At 72.4% G+C, this 19,074-nt stretch carries 16 protein-coding genes; 14 read left to right on the forward strand and 2 right to left on the reverse strand.

What is annotated here, in order from left to right:
• Window positions 1-113: 113 nt before the first annotated feature.
• Complete coding sequence (locus ACRWK8_RS20620; RefSeq protein WP_431872262.1) at window positions 114-1,259, reverse strand: ABC transporter substrate-binding protein; 1,146 nt, start codon at window positions 1,257-1,259, stop codon at window positions 114-116.
• A 310-nt stretch (window positions 1,260-1,569) separates the two neighbouring features.
• On the opposite strand from ACRWK8_RS20620, the gene ACRWK8_RS20625 reads away from it, so the two are divergent.
• The 14 genes from ACRWK8_RS20625 (at window position 1,570) to ACRWK8_RS20690 (ending at window position 18,181) form a co-directional block, all read left to right on the forward strand.
• Entirely contained in the window at window positions 1,570-2,952 is a 1,383-nt protein-coding gene (locus ACRWK8_RS20625) for an MFS transporter (protein ID WP_431872264.1), read from the forward strand.
• A complete protein-coding gene (locus tag ACRWK8_RS20630; RefSeq protein WP_431872266.1) occupies window positions 2,949-5,081 on the forward strand; it encodes a molybdopterin oxidoreductase family protein in 2,133 nt (710 codons plus the stop codon). The genes ACRWK8_RS20625 and ACRWK8_RS20630 overlap by 4 nt, the downstream gene beginning before the upstream one ends.
• Entirely contained in the window at window positions 5,078-6,520 is a 1,443-nt protein-coding gene (locus ACRWK8_RS20635) for an FAD-dependent oxidoreductase (RefSeq protein ID WP_431872268.1), read from the forward strand. Before ACRWK8_RS20630 ends, ACRWK8_RS20635 begins: the two co-directional genes overlap by 4 nt.
• Before the next feature lie 167 nt (window positions 6,521-6,687).
• The gene (nirB, locus tag ACRWK8_RS20640) at window positions 6,688-9,198 is read left to right on the forward strand and encodes a nitrite reductase large subunit NirB (protein ID WP_431872270.1); all 2,511 of its coding nucleotides are present in this window, start codon (window positions 6,688-6,690) and stop codon (window positions 9,196-9,198) included.
• A complete protein-coding gene (nirD, locus tag ACRWK8_RS20645) occupies window positions 9,195-9,557 on the forward strand; it encodes a nitrite reductase small subunit NirD (protein ID WP_378734562.1) in 363 nt (120 codons plus the stop codon). Before nirB ends, nirD begins: the two co-directional genes overlap by 4 nt.
• Entirely contained in the window at window positions 9,554-10,711 is a 1,158-nt protein-coding gene (locus ACRWK8_RS20650; RefSeq protein WP_431872273.1) for a uroporphyrinogen-III synthase, read from the forward strand. Before nirD ends, ACRWK8_RS20650 begins: the two co-directional genes overlap by 4 nt.
• A 42-nt stretch (window positions 10,712-10,753) precedes the next feature.
• Entirely contained in the window at window positions 10,754-11,443 is a 690-nt protein-coding gene (locus tag ACRWK8_RS20655; protein WP_431872275.1) for a sirohydrochlorin chelatase, read from the forward strand.
• Between the two features lie 797 nt (window positions 11,444-12,240).
• Window positions 12,241-13,158, forward strand: a complete 918-nt coding sequence (locus tag ACRWK8_RS20660) for a DUF6282 family protein (RefSeq protein ID WP_431872277.1) — start codon at window positions 12,241-12,243, stop codon at window positions 13,156-13,158.
• A gap of 3 nt (window positions 13,159-13,161) precedes the next feature.
• Window positions 13,162-14,076, forward strand: a complete 915-nt coding sequence (locus tag ACRWK8_RS20665; RefSeq protein ID WP_431872279.1) for a cupin domain-containing protein — start codon at window positions 13,162-13,164, stop codon at window positions 14,074-14,076.
• Window positions 14,073-14,825 carry an HpcH/HpaI aldolase family protein gene (locus ACRWK8_RS20670; protein WP_431872281.1) on the forward strand — a complete coding sequence of 251 codons (753 nt, stop codon included), beginning with the start codon at window positions 14,073-14,075 and terminating at the stop codon, window positions 14,823-14,825. The genes ACRWK8_RS20665 and ACRWK8_RS20670 overlap by 4 nt, the downstream gene beginning before the upstream one ends.
• Window positions 14,818-15,588, forward strand: coding sequence for an ABC transporter ATP-binding protein (locus ACRWK8_RS20675; protein ID WP_431872283.1), 771 nt, complete (start codon window positions 14,818-14,820; stop codon window positions 15,586-15,588). Before ACRWK8_RS20670 ends, ACRWK8_RS20675 begins: the two co-directional genes overlap by 8 nt.
• Window positions 15,585-16,445 (forward strand): ABC transporter permease, encoded by an 861-nt coding sequence (locus tag ACRWK8_RS20680; RefSeq protein WP_378734550.1) that lies wholly within the window; start codon window positions 15,585-15,587, stop codon window positions 16,443-16,445. The genes ACRWK8_RS20675 and ACRWK8_RS20680 overlap by 4 nt, the downstream gene beginning before the upstream one ends.
• A gap of 19 nt (window positions 16,446-16,464) precedes the next feature.
• Window positions 16,465-17,550, forward strand: coding sequence for an ABC transporter substrate-binding protein (locus ACRWK8_RS20685; protein ID WP_431872285.1), 1,086 nt, complete (start codon window positions 16,465-16,467; stop codon window positions 17,548-17,550).
• Entirely contained in the window at window positions 17,543-18,181 is a 639-nt protein-coding gene (locus tag ACRWK8_RS20690; protein WP_431872287.1) for a flavin reductase family protein, read from the forward strand. The genes ACRWK8_RS20685 and ACRWK8_RS20690 overlap by 8 nt, the downstream gene beginning before the upstream one ends.
• 19 nt (window positions 18,182-18,200) lie before the next feature.
• Here the strand turns inward: ACRWK8_RS20690 and ACRWK8_RS20695 are convergent, their stop codons facing one another.
• Entirely contained in the window at window positions 18,201-18,923 is a 723-nt protein-coding gene (locus ACRWK8_RS20695) for an IclR family transcriptional regulator (RefSeq protein WP_431872289.1), read from the reverse strand.
• Window positions 18,924-19,074 lie beyond the last annotated feature (151 nt).

A 19,074-nucleotide genomic window follows, 5' to 3' on the forward strand; every position in this document is an offset into this window, starting at 1 on the left:
CCCCCCCCCCCCCCCCCCCCCCCCCCCCCCCCCCCCCCCCCCCCCCCCCCCCCCGTCGCCGTCTTCCCGGCGGGCCACCCGAGGGCGCCGCCCCGGGTGTCCCGCCCCCGGCCTCACACCGCGCAGGCCTCCTCGTCGGCCGCGCGGTCGAAGGTGTGGTCGGGCGTGATCCGGGCCGAGTCGGGGACCTCGGGCAGGTCGTCGAACAGCTCGGGGTGGTCCTCCTGGACCGCGAGGACGAACGAGGGGTCCACCACCGAGTCGACGTCGATGTCGGCCCCGGTGACACCCTGCTCCGACAGGAGCCGGGAGACGGTGTCCAGCGCCAGGTAGTTGCAGGCGGAGAAGCGGCCGTCCAGCTGGGCGAGGTTGTGCTCCATGGCGGCCCGGGCGATGTCGGGATCGGTGCCGGTCAACCAGCGTGTGGCGGAGTCGGCCGCGTCCTCCGGGTGGTGCCGGATCCACTGGTCGGACTCGGCGCGGGCGGTCAGGAACGCCCGAACCGTCTCCCCGTTCCCCGCCAGGTACTCCGGCGTGGTCATGACGTAGCCGACGTAGGGGAGGTAGCCGCCGCCGCGGACCACCTCCCACGCGCCCTCGACCTGGTCGGTGACGGTGAGGGGCCACGGGTCCCAGGCGACGGCCGCGTCGGCGCCGCCGGTCTCCAGGGCCACGGGCATGTCCGGTGGCGCGGTGTTGACGAGGTCGACGTCCTCGGGATCGACACCCTCCTCCTCCAGCAGGGCGAGCAGGTAGAGGTGGTTGATCGTGCCGAGGCTGGTGGCGATCGTCCTCCCCTCCAGAGTGGTCAGGTCCTCGGGGTCGATGTCCGCGTCCTCGACGGCGACGAGGGACATGGTGTCGTCGACGTTGCGCTGGGCCGCCGACCCGCTGTAGTGACCGACGATGACGAGGTCCACGCCGCTGTCGAGCGCGGCGAGGCCCGGGACGCCGACCTGGATGACGTCGACGTCGCCCGCCTCCAGCGCGTTGATCGCGTCGACGCCCGTGGGGAACGGGGCGGCCAGGGTCACGTCGAGGCCGTGGTCCTCGAATGTGCCGGTCTCGGCGGCGATGGGCAGGCCGAGCTGGTCGATGCTGCCGACGTAGCCGGCCGACAGGGACCCGGACCCGGCGGCGGAGGCTCCCTCCACACCGTCGTCGACGGTGGAGGCGCCGGTACAGGCGGTGAGGGACAGGACGAGCGCGGTGCCGCTCGCGGCGAGGGGCGCCCGCGAGCGCCGTTCACAGGGGGGCATGGTGCTGACTCTCTCCGTGTTGGGGGGTGGCCTGGGAGGGGCTACCCGGGGCACCGGAGGTCGAACCCGTCGCCTCCGCAGGGGCGGCCCGACGCGGGCGGAGGGTGATTCCTCCCACAAACAGCGGATCCCCCTTGTCGACGCGTAGCCGGGCCACTACCTTCCACCAGCGTCGACGGATGTTCTCACCACGGCCGCGCCCTCCGAGTGAGCCGACTGTTCCCCCGTGTGTCACCGTCGGACACCTCCCGGCAACGCGGCCTTCCTACCTTCGGTTCCGTCGACCCCGTCAATCAGGAAGGCACCAGCCGTGACCGGAACAGGCCAACGCGCGCCGCGCACAGGCAGGAGCTGGATCTCCCGCTGGGACCCGGAGGACGAGGCGTTCTGGAACGACGGGGGGCGCCGGGTGGCCCGCCGCAACCTGTGGGCCTCCATCGCCTCCGAGCACATCGGCTTCTCGGTGTGGAGCATCTGGTCGGTGCTCGTGCTGTTCATGACGCCCGAGCACGGCTTCTCCACCACCCCCGAGCAGAAGTTCCTGCTGTTGTCGGTGGTGACCCTGGTCGGCGCCGTCCTGCGCGTGCCCTACACCCTGGCCGTGCCGATCTTCGGCGGACGCAACTGGACCGTCGTCGCCACCCTGGCGCTCATCGTCCCGACCGTGGCCGCCTTCTTCCTGGTCCGCGACCCCGACACCCCCTTCTGGCTGCTGCTGGTCCTGGCCGCCACCGCGGGTGTGGGCGGCGGCAACTTCTCCTCCTCCATGGCCAACATCAACTCCTACTTCCCCGAACGGGAGAAGGGGTGGGCCCTGGGCCTGAACGCGGGCGGCGGCAACATCGGCGTCGCCACCGTCCAGCTGGTCGGACTGGCCGTCATCGCCCTGTTCACCACCTCCTCCGGGTACCTGGTCCCGCTCTTCTACGCGCCGCTGATCCTGCTGTCGGCCTGGTGGGCGTACCGGTCCATGAACAACCTCGTCCACGTGCGCGCCGACGCGGCCGCGCAGCTGTCGGCCACCCGCGACCGCCACTTCTGGATCATGTCGCTGCTGTACGTGGGCACCTTCGGCTCCTTCATCGGTACCGGGTTCGCCTTCGGCCTGCTGCTCCAGGCCCAGTTCGGACTGGAGCCCGTGCAGGCCGCGGGGATCGCCGTCCTGGGACCGGTCCTCGGCTCGCTCATCCGGCCAGTCGGCGGCAGGCTGGCCGACTCCCTGGGCGGGGCCCGCGTCACCCTGTGGGTCTTCACCGCCATGGCCGTCTGCTCCGCCGTGCTCGTCCTGGCCGTCCAGGCCAGCCAGCTGGGCCTGTTCATCGGCGCGTTCGCGGTGATGTTCGTCCTCACCGGCCTGGGCAACGGCTCCACCTACAAGATGATCCCCTCCATCTACGCGGCCCGGGCGGAGGACGCCATCGCCGCCGGAGAACCCCGAGAACAGGCCCTGGCACGCACCAAGCGCGTGGCCTCCTCCATGCTCGGCCTGATCGGCGCGGTCGGCGCGCTGGGCGGCGTGGGCATCAACGTCGGCTTCCGCGAGTCGTTCGCCGCGACCGGCTCCACCGCTCCCGCCTTCGTCGCCTTCGGCGCGTTCTACCTGCTCTGCGCCGGGGTCACCTGGGCGGTGTACCTGCGTCGCCCCGCGCGCTCCGCCTCCGCCGACGCGCCCCTCCCGGTGACGGCCCGATGACCACGACCCACTGTCCCTACTGCGCGCTCCAGTGCGCCATGAGCCTGGAACCCGGACCGGACGGGCGCCTGGCCGCCCGTCCGGCCCCCTTCCCCACCAACCGGGGCGGCCTGTGCCGCAAGGGCTGGACCTCCGCCGAGCTCCTCACCGTGCCCGACCGCCTCACCCGCCCCCTGCTGCGCGAGAGGCGCGGCGGCGAGCTGGTCGAGACGGACTGGGACACCGCCCTGGACCACGTCGCGGAACGCCTGGCTTCCCTGCGCGCCGAGTCCGGCCCCGACGCCGTCGCGGTCTTCGGCGGTGGCGGCCTGACCAACGAGAAGTCCTACGCCCTGGGCAAGTTCGCCCGCCTGGCCCTGGCCAGCTCCCAGATCGACTACAACGGCCGCTTCTGTATGTCCTCGGCCGCCGCCGCGGGCACGCGCGCCTTCGGCCTGGACCGGGGCATGCCCTTCCCCCTGACCGACGTGGCCGAGGCGGAGGTGGTCCTGCTCGCCGGGGCCAACCCCGCCGAGACCATGCCGCCGATGATGGGGCACCTCTCCGCGCCCACTCTCATCGTCATCGACCCGCGCCGGTCGGCCACCGCACGTGTCGCCCTCGACCGGGGCGGCCTCCACCTGGCTCCCCGGCCCGGTACCGACCTCGCCCTGGCCCTGGGGCTGCTGCACGCGGCACGCGTGCGGGGCTGGTGCGACGAACCGTTCGTCGCCGCACGCACCACCGGGTTCGACGCCGCCTGGGAGCACGCCGCCGCCTGGTGGCCCGAACGCACCGAACGGGTCACCGGCGTACCCGCCGCGAGCATCCGCGCCGCCGCCGACCTGCTGGGCCGGGCCGCCGGGAACCGCTCCGCCTACGTCCTCACCGGGCGCGGCACCGAACAGCACTCCAAGGGCACCGACACGGTGTCGGCCTGGATCAACCTGGCCCTGGCCCTGGGGCTGCCCGGCCGCCACGGTTCGGGCTACGGGTGCATCACCGGTCAGGGCAACGGCCAGGGCGGACGCGAGCACGGCCAGAAGGCCGACCAGCTGCCCGGGTACCGCCGTATCGACGATCCGGACGCACGTGAACACGTGGCCCGGGTGTGGGGGGTGGACCCTGCCGCCCTGCCCGGTCCGGGCCGCTCGGCCTTCGAACTCCTCGACGCCCTGGGCACCCCCGACGGGCCGCGCGCCCTCCTGCTGTTCGGCTCCAACCCCCTGGTGTCGGCCCCCCACACCGCACGGGTACGCGACCGCCTGGACTCCCTGGACCTGCTGGTGGCGGCCGACTTCGTGCTTTCGGAGACCGCCGCCACGGCCGACGTGGTGCTGCCCGTGGCCCAGTGGGCCGAGGAGGGCGGCACCATGACCAACCTGGAGGGCCGCGTCCTCCGCCGGGCAAGGGCGACCGCCCCGCCGGAGGGGGTGCGGACCGACCTGGAGGTCCTCTCCGCCCTGGCCGTGCGGCTGGGGCAACCCGCCGAGCGGTTCCCGACGGATCCCGACGCCGTCCTGGCCGAACTCGGCCGCGCCTCCGCCGGAGGCCCGGCCGACTACTCCGGCGTCACCCCCCGGCGCCTGGCCGACGGCCAGGCGCTGTACTGGCCGGTCCGGACCCCCACCGGGTCCACGCCCCGCCTGTTCCTGGACACCTTCGCCCACCCCGACGGTCGCGCCCGCCTCGTCCCGGTCTCCCACCGCGCCCCCGCCGAGACCACTGACACCGAGTACCCCCTGGTGGCCACCACCGGCAGACTGATGGGCCACTACCAGTCCGGAGCCCAGACCCGCCGCGTGGCCGAGCTGGAGGGCGCCGAACCCGAGGCGTACGTGGAGGTGCACCCCGCCACGGCCGCGCGCTCCGGACTCGCCGCAGGGGACTGGGCCCGCGTCACCTCCCGCCGTGGCCACACCCGCGCCCGGGTGCGCCTGGAGCCCACCGCCCGTCTGGACACGGTGTTCCTGCCCTTCCACTTCGCCGGTGAGCAGTCCGCCAACAACCTCACCCACCCGGCACTGGACCCCGTCAGCCGCATGCCCGAGTTCAAGGTCAGCGCCGTACGCCTGGAACCCGATCCGCCCGGCCGGGGTCGAGGAACCCGGGGCCCGGCCAGCGCACCCATGCCAGGAGGCACCAGTTGAACACCGCGCAGAGAACGTCCCCGCGCCGGATCGTGGTCGTCGGGAACGGTATGGTCGGCGCCCGATTCGCGGAGGAGACGGCCCGGCTGGACCCGGCGGGGGACCGCGTGCGCGTGAGCGTGGTCGGCGCCGAACGGCACCCCGCCTACAACCGCGTTCTCCTCTCGGGCGTGCTCGCCGGGGACTACGGCCCCGACCAGATCCGGCTACCGGCCCCTGGAGGAGCGGGGATCACCGTGCGCACCGGTGTGGCCGCCACCGCCCTGGACGCCCGGCGGCGGGTCCTCTCCCTGGACGACGGAACGCACCTCACCTACGACGAACTCGTCCTGGCCACCGGAGCGCGCGCCGCGCTCCCGCCGGTTCCCGGAGTGCGCGCCCCGGACGGAGGACCGGGGGAGGGGGTGCACACCCTGCGCGACCTGGAGGACTGCCAGCACCTCCTCTCCCAGACCCGGCCCGGCGCCCCCGTGGTGGTCCTGGGCGGAGGCGTCCTGGGCCTGGAGGCCGCACGCGGCCTGGTGGGCCGTGGGGCACGGGTGTCCGTCGTGGAGTCCGCGCCCTGGATCATGTGCCGTCAGATCGACCAGGGCGCCGCGCGGGTCCTGGCCGACAGCTACGCCACGCTGGGCGTGGCGGTGCACGCGCGCCGCTCGGCCGCCCGCTGGATCCCCGGTACCGGTCTGGAAGTGGACGACGGCACCGTCCTGCCCGGCGACGCCCTGGTGGTCGCGGCCGGGGTACGCGCCAACACCGAACTGGCCGCCCGGGCCGGGATCGTGGTCGACCACGGGGTGGTCGTGGACGACAGCCTGGCCACCTCCGACCCCCGGGTGCACGCCGTCGGTGACTGCGCCCAGCACCCCGGCGGCGGTGCCGGACTCGTCCAGCCGGGCTGGGAACAGGCCGCCGTGCTGGCCCGGCGCCTGACCGGTTCCGCGCCGCACGCCTCCTACACCGGAGCCCGACCGCTGACCCGGCTCAAGGCCGAGGGCATCGAACTGACCGCGTTCGGGCGGGTCCACGAGGACGACGACGCCCCGGGACTGGAGACCCTGACCATCAGCGACCGCCACGGCGGCCGTTACGCCAAGCTCGCGGTACGCCGGGAACGGGTGGTGGGCGCCGTGCTGCTGGGCTTCCCCGAGGCCGCCGCCACCCTGTCCCAGCTCTACGACACCGGCGCCCCGGTGCCCTCCGACCGCCTCGCCCTCCTCCAGGGGCCGCCCACCACCGTCCCCGAGGCCCAGGGGGCGGCGGAGGCGCCGGTGTGCCGCTGCAACGCGGTCAGCCGCGCCGACATCGAGAAGGCGTGGCTGGACGGGGCCCGCACCCGCGAGGCCGTCGCCGAACGCACCCGCGCCACCACCGGCTGCGGCGGGTGCGTACGCGACGTGGGGGCCCTGCTGTCGGGGATGCGGCCCGCCCCGGTGGGGTGACCGGGCCCGTCGGACGGCCGCTCCACCCCGGTCCGCGCATCACCCCGCCCCCACCTGCGGTGGCAGCACAACGAAACAACCGCGACACGGTCGTCTGACCCGAGGGAAACACCCGCGAGGTTGCCTGGACGCAGTCCGCACCCGCTACACGAGGAGCCGAGCACACCATGGAAGAGCTCGTCGTCATCGGCAACGGCATGGTCGGCCACCGCCTGGTCGAGGCACTCCGGGACCGCGACACCGACCGGCGCTGGCACGTCACCGTCGTGGGCGAGGAGCCCCGCACCGCCTACGACCGGGTCGCCCTGTCCTCCTACTTCGACGGAGCCAGCGCCCAGGACCTTTCCCTGGGCGACCTCTCCGGCCCCGCCGTCGACGTGCACGTCAGCGAACGCGCCACCGCCGTCGACCGCGTCCGCCGCACGGTGACCACCGCCAGCGGCCGTGAACTGCCCTACGACCGCCTGGTCCTGGCCACCGGCTCCACCCCCTTCGTGCCGCCCATCCCCGGACACGACCTCCCGGGCTGCCACGTCTACCGCACCATCGAGGACCTGGAGGCCATCACGGCCTCCGCCCGTGGCGCCCGCACCGGAGTGGTCGTCGGCGGCGGCCTGCTGGGGCTGGAGGCCGCCAACGCCCTGCGCCTGCTGGGGCTGGAGGCCCACGTGGTTGAACTCGCCCCCCACCTGATGCCCGCCCAACTCGACCAGGGCGCCGCGTCCCTGCTGCGCACACTGGTGGCCGACCTGGGCGTACACGTGCACACCGGCGTCGCCTCGACGGGCGTCGAACCCTCGCCCCAGGGGCGCGCGGCGCGCCTGACCCTGGACGGGGGCGCCCACCTGGACGCCGACATCGTCGTGTTCTCCGTGGGCATCCGCCCCCGGGACGACCTCGCCCGCGCCGCCGGACTCCGCGTGGCCGAGCGCGGCGGCATCGTCATCGACGACACCTGCACCACCAGCGACCCCCGCGTCCACGCCGTCGGTGAGGCCGCACACCACGACGGCACCGTCTACGGCCTCATCGCTCCCGGCAACGCCATGGCCGAGGTCGTCGCGGACCGTCTCCTGGGCGGCGCGGCCACCTTCACCGGCGCCGACACCTCCACGAAGCTCAAACTCCTCGGGGTCGACGTCGCCAGCTTCGGTGACGCGCACGGTCGCACACCCGGAGCCCTGGACGTCGTGGTCAACGACGCCGCGGGCGGCCGCTACGCCAAGCTCGTGGTCTCCGACGACGCCACCACCCTGCTCGGCGGTGCCCTGGTCGGTGACGCCTCGGCCTACGCCACCCTGCGCCCCCTGGTCGGATCCCCGCTGCCCGGTGACCCGCTCGCCCTGATCACCCCGGAGGGCGCCGCGGGGCTGGGCGCCGAGGCACTGCCCGACGACGCGCAGATCTGCTCGTGCAACGCCGTCACCAAGGGCGACCTCACCCGGGCCGTCGACGCTGGCAACCACGACGTCCCCGCGCTGAAGGCCTGCACCAGGGCGGGCACCAGCTGCGGCTCGTGCGTACCCATGCTGAAGCGGATCCTCGCCCAGTCCGGAATCGAGCAGTCCAGGGCCCTGTGCGAGCACTTCACCCAGTCGCGCGCCGAACTCGTCGAGATCGTCCGGGCCACCGGCACCTCCACCTTCTCCGCGCTGATCGCCGCCCACGGCACCGGACACGGCTGCGACGTCTGCAAACCCGCCGTCGCGTCGATCCTGGCCTCGCTCGGCAACGGCCACATCCTGGAGGGCGAGCAGGCCACCCTCCAGGACACCAACGACCGCTACCTGGCCAACATCCAGCGCAACGGCACCTACTCGGTCGTGCCGCGCGTCCCCGGCGGGGAGATCACCCCCGCCAAACTGATCGTCATCGGTGAGGTGGCACGCGACTTCGACCTCTACACCAAGATCACCGGGGGCCAGCGGATCGACCTGTTCGGGGCCCGGCTGGAACAGCTGCCCGCCATCTGGGCGCGCCTGGTGGAGGCGGGCTTCGAGTCCGGACACGCCTACGGCAAGGCCCTGCGCACGGTCAAGTCGTGCGTGGGCACCACGTGGTGCCGCTACGGGGTCCAGGACGCGGTGGGTCTGGCCATCCGCCTGGAGGAGCGCTACCGGGGCCTACGGTCACCCCACAAGCTCAAGTCCGCCGTTTCCGGATGCGCCCGGGAGTGCGCCGAGGCCCGGGGCAAGGACTTCGGGGTGATCGCCACCGACCAGGGCTGGAACCTGTACGTGGGCGGCAACGGCGGGTTCACACCCCGCCACGCCGAACTCCTGGCCGGTGACCTGGACGAGCCCACCCTCATCCGCTACATCGACCGGTTCCTGATGTTCTATGTGCGCACCGCCGACCGGCTCCAGCGCACGGCGCCGTGGATCGAGTCCCTCGAAGGCGGCCTGGACCACCTGCGCGACGTCGTCGTCCACGACTCCCTGGGCGTCGCCGCCGAACTGGAGGAGGCCATGGACCGGCACGTGGCCTCCTACACCGACGAGTGGGCCGCGGTCCTGGCGGACCCGGAGAAGCTCTCCCGGTTCGTGTCCTTCGCCAACGCCCCCCACACGCCCGACCCCACGATCAGCTTCACCACCGCCCGCGACCAGCGGGTGCCCGACACCGCGTCCGTGAACCTGGGCATGCCCGCCCGACGACCGCAGGAGGCCACCCGATGACCGTCACCACGCAGGCACCCGCCATCACCTGGACCGACGTCTGCCCCGCACACACTCTGCGCGTCGAGGACGGTGTGGCCGTGCTGCTCCCCGACGGCGGACAGGTCGCCCTGTTCCGCACCCGCGACCACCACCTGTACGCGGTGGACAACATCGACCCCCGCACCGGCGCCGCCGTCATCTCCCGGGGCATCGTCGGTGACCGGGGCGGGGAACCCACCATAACCTCGCCCATGCTCAAGGAGGTCTACTCCCTGCGCACCGGAACCGGCCTCGACGGCGACACGCGACTGACCACCTGGTCCGTGCGCCAGAGGGGCGGCACGGTGCAGATCGCCACCGAGGGGGGAACACCGTGAGCACCGCCCCCGCCACCACTCCTCCGGGCAACGAACCCGCCACCGCAGCGCCGCTCGCCGGGTTCACCGTGGCGGTGACCGCCGCGCGCCGCGCCGAGGAGATGAGTGCCCTGCTGCGCCGCAAGGGGGCCCGGGTCGTGGCCGCGCCCGCCCTGCGCATCGTGCCCCTCAGCGACGACCAGCGCCTGGCGTCGGTCTCCGACGAGCTCGCGCTCCGCCCCGCCGACGTCGTCGTGGCCACCACCGGTATCGGCTTCCGTGGCTGGGTCGAGGCGTGCGAGACATGGGGAACCGCCGAGGGGCTCCTGGACGGTATGCGCGCCTCCCGGCTGCTGGCACGCGGTCCCAAGGCCCGTGGAGCGATCCGGGCGGCCGGGCTCACCGAGGAGTGGTCACCGCCCTCGGAGTCCTCCGCCGAGGTCCTGGACCACCTGCTCGAACAGGGCGTCCGGGGCCTGCGCGTGGCCGTCCAGCTGCACGGCGAGCCCCTGCCGGACTTCACCGCCGCGCTTCGCCTGGCCGGAGCCGAGGTGGTCGAGGTACCCGTCTACCGCTGGACCCCGCCCGAGGACACCGCCGCCCTGGACCGGCTCATCGAGGCGGTCACCGGCGGGGGAGTGGACGCGGTGACCTTCACCAGCGCGCCCGCCGCAGCAGGGCTGTTGGCCCGCGCCCACACCACCGGTCAGCAGGCCCGGCTCGTCCGCGCGTTGAGCGGCGACGTTCTGGCCATGTGCGTGGGTCCGGTCACCGCGCGTCCCCTCATGGCCCACGACATCCCCACCGTCTGGCCGGACCGGGCCCGGATCGGCTCCCAGGTCCGCAGGCTCGCGGAGGAGCTGCCCGCCCGGTTCCCCGCGCTGGACGTGGCCGGACACCGCCTGCGCCCGCGCGGCCACGCCGTCCTTGTCGACGGCGTCGTCCACACGCTCTCGCCCACCCTGATGCGGCTGTTGCGGGCGCTGTCCCACCAGCCCGGCCGGGTCCTGGACCGTTCCCACCTGCTCACCTGCCTGGGTGAGGACGCCGACTCCCACGCGGTGGAGTCGGCCGTGGCCCGGCTGCGCACCGCCCTGGGCGACCCCAGGATCATCCAGACCGTGGTCAAGCGCGGCTACCGGCTGGCCCTGGACACCCCCGACTGCACCTCCTGACCCCGGCACCAGGAAGGACGGAGCGGGTACGCCCGCCACGCGATGAACACCGGCAACCTGATCCTGGCCGTCCACGGCACCCGCGACCCGCACGGAACCGCCGTCGCCCGGTCCCTGGCCCTGGACGTGGCCGAACTGGTCCGCCAGCCCGCCCGACTGGCCTTCGCCGACGTGCGCACACCCACCGTCGGCCAGGTCGCGGCCCGCACCCCGGGCCCGCTGGTGGTCGTGCCCGCCTTCCTCGCTTCCGGCTACCACGTGCGCACCGACATCCCGCACCAGCTGGCCCGGGCCGGTCGCGCCGACGCCGTCGTCACCCCCGCGCTGGGCGGCCATCCGGCGCTCCTGGACACCGCCGTGCGTCGCCTGGACGACGCCGGGCACCGGACCGGCGACGCCGTGGTCCTGGCCTGCGCCGGGACCTCCGACCCCGGTGCCGGAGCCGAACTCCGGCGGGCCGCCGCCGACCTCTCCCGGCGCCTCGGGACCCGGGTGGAGGTCGCCTTCATCGCCACCGGCGGACCCACCGTCACCGAACGCGTCGCCCAGCTGCGCGAGCGGGGGCACCGCCGGGTGGCCGTGGCCAGCTGGCTCCTGGCCCCGGGCCTGTTCCACGACCGGCTGGCGCACGCGGGCGCCGACGCGGTGGCGGACCCCCTGTGCCCAGCGCCGGCCATCGCCCGCGCGGTGGTGGACCGCTACCGCCGGGCGGTCGTCGGGCAGCCCGCCTGAGGACGACCGCTTCCCACCAGGCACGGACGGCCGTGGCGTCCTCACACGCGCACGTCCTCCGTGGATCCGAACGCCCGGCGGGTGAGCCCGCCCGGCGGTGACCGAACACTCGACGGGCCCGTTCCGGTTCTCTCCGGAACGGGCCCGTCCCGTGGGTCGGGACGGGTGGACGCCGCCCCCGGCGGTGGGCAACCGCCCCAGCCGGACGGGGGTTCGTCCCCCGTGTCTTCGACCCCGCGCCCCTTGACCGCACCGCCCTTCGCTGGCCAAACCCTGGGGGCGACGCGAGCCCCGTACCCGTGCCTCAGCCGTGCCGAGGTGATTCGGCGGTCGCGGCGACGCGTGGCGGTGTGATCGCTCCTCGGCGCGTACACCCGGGCCACTCGTGGGGAGAGCGGGGACGCACGGAGACCTCGGTCGGGCGAGGTGGACGTCCGGAGTTCGCGGCGACGCGTGTCGGTGCGGTCGCCTCTCGGTCCGTACGCCGGGGCCACACGGGTGGGGGAGAGCGCCGGACGCACCGAGGCCTCAAGGCTCGCGCGGGCGGGCGCAACCCGTACGAACGTCCCTCCGCGCGGTGGCGGCGGGGGAGTGCGGTCACGCGGTGTCGGCACCCCCGCACGAGCTGTCGTCGGGGCGCGACAGTGGCCACACGCTGCGGGAACGTGTTCGATCCCCGCAACGAAGCGCCTTGTGGGGACCGCCCCGGGGCGAACGCACACCCACACTTGACAGTCGCAATATGAACATAGATGATTCAATACGAACATGTGACCCTGATCTCAGAGGTGTGCTCTATGACTCTCACGTCCCTCCCGCCCCTCGCGGAGGCACTCGACGGAGCCGTCGATCTGCATTGCCACTCGGGCCCGAACCCCTTCTCACGGGAGTTCGACCACGTGGAGGCGGCCCGTGACGGAGAGCGCCTGAACATGCGGGGAATCCTGGTGAAGTCGCACCACCACAACACCGTCATGGACCTGCTCGCGATGCACCGCGAACTGGACGGCGTCGCGACGCCGATCTTCGGCGGGATCGCCCTCAACGCCCAGGTGGGCGGACTGAACCCGTACGCGGTCGCGATGTCGCTCCAGATGGGCGGCCGCGCGGTCTGGTTCCCGACCTTCTCCAGCCGCTGCCACTGCGAGAACGAGCACCACGGCTTCCCCGAGTCCGACTACGACATCCCCAACCGGGTCGTCGACGTGGTCGACGCCGAGGGCCGTCTCCTCGACGCGGCCCACGAGGTCATCGACCTGGTGGCGGAGGCGGACGTGCTCCTCTCGGCGGGCCATCTGGAACCGGCCCAGTCGGCCCAGCTCTTCGCCGCCGCCACTGAGCGCGGCGTGCGCCGCATGATCCTCAGCCACCCGAACTTCATCGTCGACGCCGACGTCGAGCGCTGCCGCCAGCTGGCGGAGCTGGGCGGCTACATCGAGCACGAGGTCGGCATGTACGACCCCCAGGGCTTCCGCAAGTGGGACCCGGGGCTGCTGGTCGAGTGGATCCGGGCCATCGGCCCCGACCACACGGTCCTCTCCTCGGACCTCGGACAGCGAGGGCGCCCCATGCCCGTCGACGCCTTCATGCGCGTCGGTGCGGCCCTGCTCGAACGAGGCCTGACCGTCGAGGAGCTTCGCCAGGTCACCTCGCACAACGCCGCCTTCCTGCTCGGTCTGGAAGACGAACGTCCCGCTCCGGTCGAGAGGCGCTGACGGATGGCCTACCTCGCGAGTGACCCGCGCAGCCAACTGTCCGCCTCGAGCGGGCCCGACGCCGACGCCGCGCACGAGCCGCAGTACTTCGACTTCAGTGAACTCGCACCCACCGTGACCACGGGACGGGGCGGGCGTCTGTGGACGGTACGAGCCGCCAACGCGGCCGTCGTCTACGCCGAACACGCCGACGGGGACACCGTCGAGCGCGAGGACGCCGACGAGACGATGCTGGTGGTCCTACCCTCCCGAGGCCGCCTCGTGGTGCGCACCGACGGGGAGACGGTCGGCGTCGAACCCACGAGCGTCGTCACGGTCCAGCCGGGCCCCTGGCGGTACGAGGTCGAGGGGGCGCTGCGGCTGCTGCGGCTGCACACGGTGGCCGCGTCGGACCTGCTGGACCAGGCGCTCAACGGCGAGGCCTACGCCGACGGCCTCGGACTCAGCGTCCCCGCCGATCCCTGGCCCGCGCCCTCGGGCGACGCCGAGATCCGCGTCTACGACGCCATCGAGGACATCGCCCCGCAGGAGGGACGCCTGGGGCGCATCCTCCGTGGCCGTCACGCGATGGTGAACCTGCTGTACCCACGCGTCGGACCCCGGGACCCGCGCACCCTCTCGCCCCACACCCACGACGACTTCGAGCAGTTGAGCTTCGTCGACGCCGGTGAGTACGTCCACCACATCCGGCGTGCGTGGGGAAACGACCGCACCGCGTGGCGCCCCGACCATCACCGTGAGATCGGCGGGCCGTCGCTCACCATCATCCCGCCGCCGCTGGTGCACACCAGCGAGGCCGTCGGATCCGGCGAGAACCGCATGGTCGACATCTTCGCCGGGCCGCGCGAGGACTTCTCGCGCCGTCCGGGCTGGGTCCTCAACGCCGACGACTACCCGTGGCCGGAGACGGACCGATGAGCGGTGGGAACGGGTCCCAGGGCCCACAGTGGGCCGCCTGGGTCAAGCTCGACTCCTGGGAGTCCACGGCCATCCTCGCCCGCGCCGGTGTCGAGGTGATCGTCGTCGACGCCGAACACACGATGCTGGACCTGTCGGCGATCGCCCGGCACATCGCCGTCGGCCAGGCGCACGGGATGCGCGCGCTCGTGCGGGTTCCCGACCAGGGGCCGTCCTTCGTCCAACGGGTGCTCGACGCCGGCGCCGACGGGATCGTCGTTCCCCACGTCGACGGTCCCGAGGCCGCCGCCGAGATCGTGTCCGCGACGCGGTTCGCTCCCGAGGGACGGCGCGGCTCCGGTGCGACGTCGCGAGCCGGGGCGTGGGGGCAGGGGCCACGAGCCGACTACCTGTCCCGGCCGGTCGAGGTCATCGCGCAGATCGAGTCGCTCTCCGCGCTGGAGCACGTCGAGGACATCGCCGCGGTCGACGGGATCACCGGGCTCCTTCTCGGCGCCGCCGACCTCGGGCTCGACGCCGGACGTGCCGTCGGAGACGCCGATCGCACCGTGGTCACCGCGGCTCACAGGCACGGGATCGCCGCGGGGGCGGCGGGAGGACCGGGCGGCGCCGCACGCGCCCGCGAACTGGGGTTGGACTTCTTCGTCGGCGCCGCCGACACGACACTGCTCGCGGAAGCCGCCGTGAACGCCGTCAGGCGCATGCGGGCAACCGAGGACCACACGGGAAAGGCGTCGCTCCATGGGTGAGCCAGTCATGAACTTCGTCCACGTCAGCAAGCACTATCGCGGTGGAACGGTCGCGGTCGAGGACTTCCACCTCGACATCGCCGACGGGGAGTTCGTCTCCATCGTCGGACCGAGCGGATGCGGCAAGAGCACCCTGCTCAAACTCATCATGGGACTGGAGCCGCTGACCGAGGGCAGTATCAGCTACCGGGCCGAGGCGCGCAACGAGTCGGCGATGACCGGGATGGTGTTCCAGCAGCCGCTCCTGCTTCCCTGGCACACCGTCCTGGACAACGTGCTCGTGCCCTCGACCCTCCAGGGGCGCTCCCAGCGCAGGCGCGACGAAGGCCGGGCGCACGAGCTCCTGGAGATGCTCGGGCTGTCGGACTTCGCCACCAGCCACCCCTACCAGCTGTCCGGCGGGATGCAACAGCGTGTCGGGATCGCTCGGGCCCTCCTGCACGACCCTCGGATCCTGCTGATGGACGAGCCGTTCGGCGCACTGGACGCGATGACCCGCGACCAGCTGACGATGGACCTGCTGGAGATCTGGGAACGGGACCGCAAGACGGTCGTCTTCATCACCCACAGCATCTCCGAGGCGGTCCTCCTCTCCGACCGCGTCGTCGTGATGACGCCGCGCCCCGGTCGCGTCGGCGCGGTCATCGACATCGACCTGCCGCGCCCGCGCACCCTCGACGTCGTGAGCACCGCCGCGTTCGGTGACTACACGCGCCGTATCAGAACCGTCCTTGACACAGCCGAAGTGGTGACCACCCCATGACCGCACCAGACTCCTCCTCGACAGGGCAGACCCTGACAGTGCGCCGCGAGGCGGGGGACACCGAGACGCGTCGCAGGCTCTCCGACCTTCCTGGCTGGTTGCTGTCGAGCGCCACGGTGCTCATCCTGCTGACCGTGTGGGAGGTGGTGGTCCGCACCTTCGACATCTCGGTGATCCTCTTCCCCGCGCCCACCCGGATCGTGGAGGCGCTCGTCGAGGGCTTCACCGACGGGCCGTTCCTGCGCCACACCTGGGTCACGTTGCAGGAGATCCTCTACGGCTTCGCCATCGCCGTCGTCTCCGGACTGCTCGTCGCGGTGTGGGTGAGCTCCTCGCGCCTGGCCGAGAAGATCGTCCTGCCGATCGTCGTGGTGCTCCAGACCGTGCCGAAGGTGGCCCTCGCGCCGCTGTTCCTCGTCTGGTTCGGCTTCGGAATGGAGTCGAAGATCCTCACGACGGCGCTGATCGCGTTCTTCCCGATCCTCGTCAACGCCACGCTCGGCTTCAACTCCACCAGCAGCGACCAGGTGAACATGATGCGTTCCTTCGGAGCGACGCGTCTGCAGGTCCTCACACGGCTGCGCCTGCCGACGGCCGTCCCCAGCATCATCGCCGGACTGGACGTGGCGGTCGTGCTCTCGGTCATCGGTGCCATCGTCGCCGAGTTCGTCGGCTCACAGGCCGGACTCGGCTACCTGATCATCGCCAGCAACACCTCGCTGGACGTGGCCACCATGTTCGCGGCCCTGGTCGTGCTCTCGACCATCGGTCTCGTACTGCACTACGCGGTCGTCCTCGGCGGGCGGCGACTCGCCTTCTGGTCCGAGGAGAACCGTGCCCGCTCCGTTGGAAACTGACTCCCTCGAAGGACGACTCATGACCATGACACGCGTGTCCCGCAAGGTGCTGCAAGGCGGCGCCGTACTGATGTTCACCTCCCTGCTCGCGGCCTGTGGCGGGTCGGGCGGCGACGGTGGCGACCAGCAGGTCTCCATGACGCTCGCGACCCCGACCTGGAACGCGGGGATCGCCTCGATCGCGGTGTCCCAGGAGATGGGCTACTTCGAGGACGAGGGCCTGGACGTCGAGATCATCCTGGCCGACTCCGCGACGACCCAGGTCCAGCAGATCGCGACCGGCCAGGTGGCGACCGGGGCCGTCAGCCCCGAACCGGTGATCCTGGGCCGTGAGCCCGGCAAGAACCTCGACCTGACCTACTTCATGTCCTACTACAAGGACAACATCTACGGCCTGAGAGTCCCCGCCGACAGCGACATCACGTCGATCGAGGACCTGGAGGGCAAGACCGTCGGCGCGATCAGTCTCGCGAGCGCCTCGGTCACGCAGGCCCAGGTCGGTCTGCGGGAGGCGGGTGTACCGGAGGACTCGGTGACGTTCGTCGCGATCGGGACGGGCGGCCAGCAGGCCACCGCCGTGGAGAACGGCCAGGTCGACGCGCTCGCCCTGCTGGACACGTCGTTCCAGGTGCTGGAGAACCAGGGGATCGAGCTGCGCGAGATCGAGGTCCCGGGGACCGACATGCTCACGAGCGGCGGACTCGCGGCCCGGACGGGTGACCTGGAGGAGGACCGGGAGCTGTACGTCAAGCTCGGCCGCGCGATCGCCAAGGGCGTGGTCTTCAGCGAGGCGAACCCCGAGGCCGCCGTCCAACTGCTCTTCGACGCCCACCCCGAGGCGCGCCCCTCGGGCCTGGACGACGATGTCGCCCTGTCCTCGTCGGTCTCCGTCCTGGAGGCGCGACTGGCCAACCTCGGCGCCGAGGACGACCCGTACGGCGTGATCGACCAGGAGGCGCTCCAGGCCAACGTGGACTTCCTGCTCGACGCTGGCGAGCTCACCGAACCGGTGGACCCGGTCGACCTGTACGACGACTCGTTGATCCAGGACATCAACGACTTCGACCGGGCCGCCGTCCGACAGGAAGCCGCGGACCATGCCTGACGACACGACCGTGATCGACCCCTCGGGGTTGACCGCCCAGGAGAACTACCGGCTGCTCACGGGCTGTGTCGTACCCCGCCCCATCGCGTGGGTGACGTCCGTGGGCCGTGACGGTGCGGCGAACCTGGCCCCGTTCAGCGCCTTCACGATGGTGTCCAACGATCCGCCCATGGTCGGGATCAACATCGGGCGGCGCGGGGGCGGGTTCAAGGACACGGCCCGCAACATCGCGGAACGGGGGGAGTACGTCGTCAACATCCCCGGATGGGAGCGCTGGAGGGAGGTCCACGAGTCGGGGGAGGTCCATCCCCCCGGTGTCGACGAGGCCGAGCTCCTCGGTCTCGCGACCGAGCCGAGCGACGTGGTGAGCGTGCCCCGGCTGGCCACCGCCCGGGTGAGTCTGGAGTGCCGGCTCGCGCGCGTGGTGGAGTTCGGCCGGGCCGGTGCGCAGTTCACGGTCGGGGAGGTCGTGCGGTTCCACGTGCTCTCGTCGGCGCTGGACGGCCTCAAGATCGACACCGCGATGATCGATCCGGCGTCACGCCTGGCTGGTCCGACCTACGGACGGCTCGGGAACGTCGAACGGCTCGGTGACGCGCCGTCGGGGGCCCGGGGCAGGGGGGACCGTTGACGGAGCAGGTCTGAGGGGCTCAGTCGTCCGCGCCGAGCGACCGGGAGATCGTGGTCGCGGCACTCCGGAGTGCCGCGAGTTCGACGCTCTCGGCGTGGACGTCGAGCACGTCGCGGGTGCTCAGGAGCGCGAGTGACGCCGCGAGGCCGTGCTCGTCCCACACGGGAGTGGCGAGCACGGCGATGCCCCGCGTGCTGACCTGGGCGGCGTACCCGCGCTCGGACGTCTCGCGCACCAGGCGCCCGATCCGTTCACGCTCCCCGTCCGGGAGCTGTCGCGAGGCGCGCACCACGCTCGGGGCGTCGGCCATGAAGGTGTGGAAGATGCCGGTCTGCGCGGCGGCGGTCGACAGCTGCATGCCCACCCGCACGGAGACGACGATCTCGCGGCGCGGAGGTTCCTCGACGTGCGCCACGACCGGTGACGAGGAACCCCAAAGGGACAGGACCGCCGTGATCTCGGTGTCGCGGGCCAGGGTCTGCATCGGGTCCACGGCGAGGCGCAGGATGTCGCGTCGGCCGAGGGCGAAGGCGCCGAGCTGCACGAGTGCCGGTCCCGGAACATAGGTGCGGTCGTCGCGGAGGGCGAGCACGTTGGCGTTGACCAGGGAGGTCAGGTAACGGTAGGTCGTCGTGCGGTTGAGTCCGATGAGGTCGGCGGCTTCGGTCGACGTCACCGATTCACGATGCGGACCGAACAGTGCGAGGATCATTCCCACTCGGTCTACTGCTTGGATGTCCACTCCGGAGCCCCTGACGTGATGTGTTCCAGTTGTTCACATGGCGACCACATCGTACCGTGCTCGGGGGGACCGCGAAGAACCGCTGGCGGCGTCCGGCCCCGGGGATCCGGGCTCCGAGAACCCCGTGGAGCCAGGGGATCCGACGATCCCT

It is taken from the genome of Nocardiopsis eucommiae (assembly GCF_965344335.1).
Taxonomy (GTDB): domain Bacteria; phylum Actinomycetota; class Actinomycetes; order Streptosporangiales; family Streptosporangiaceae; genus Nocardiopsis; species Nocardiopsis eucommiae.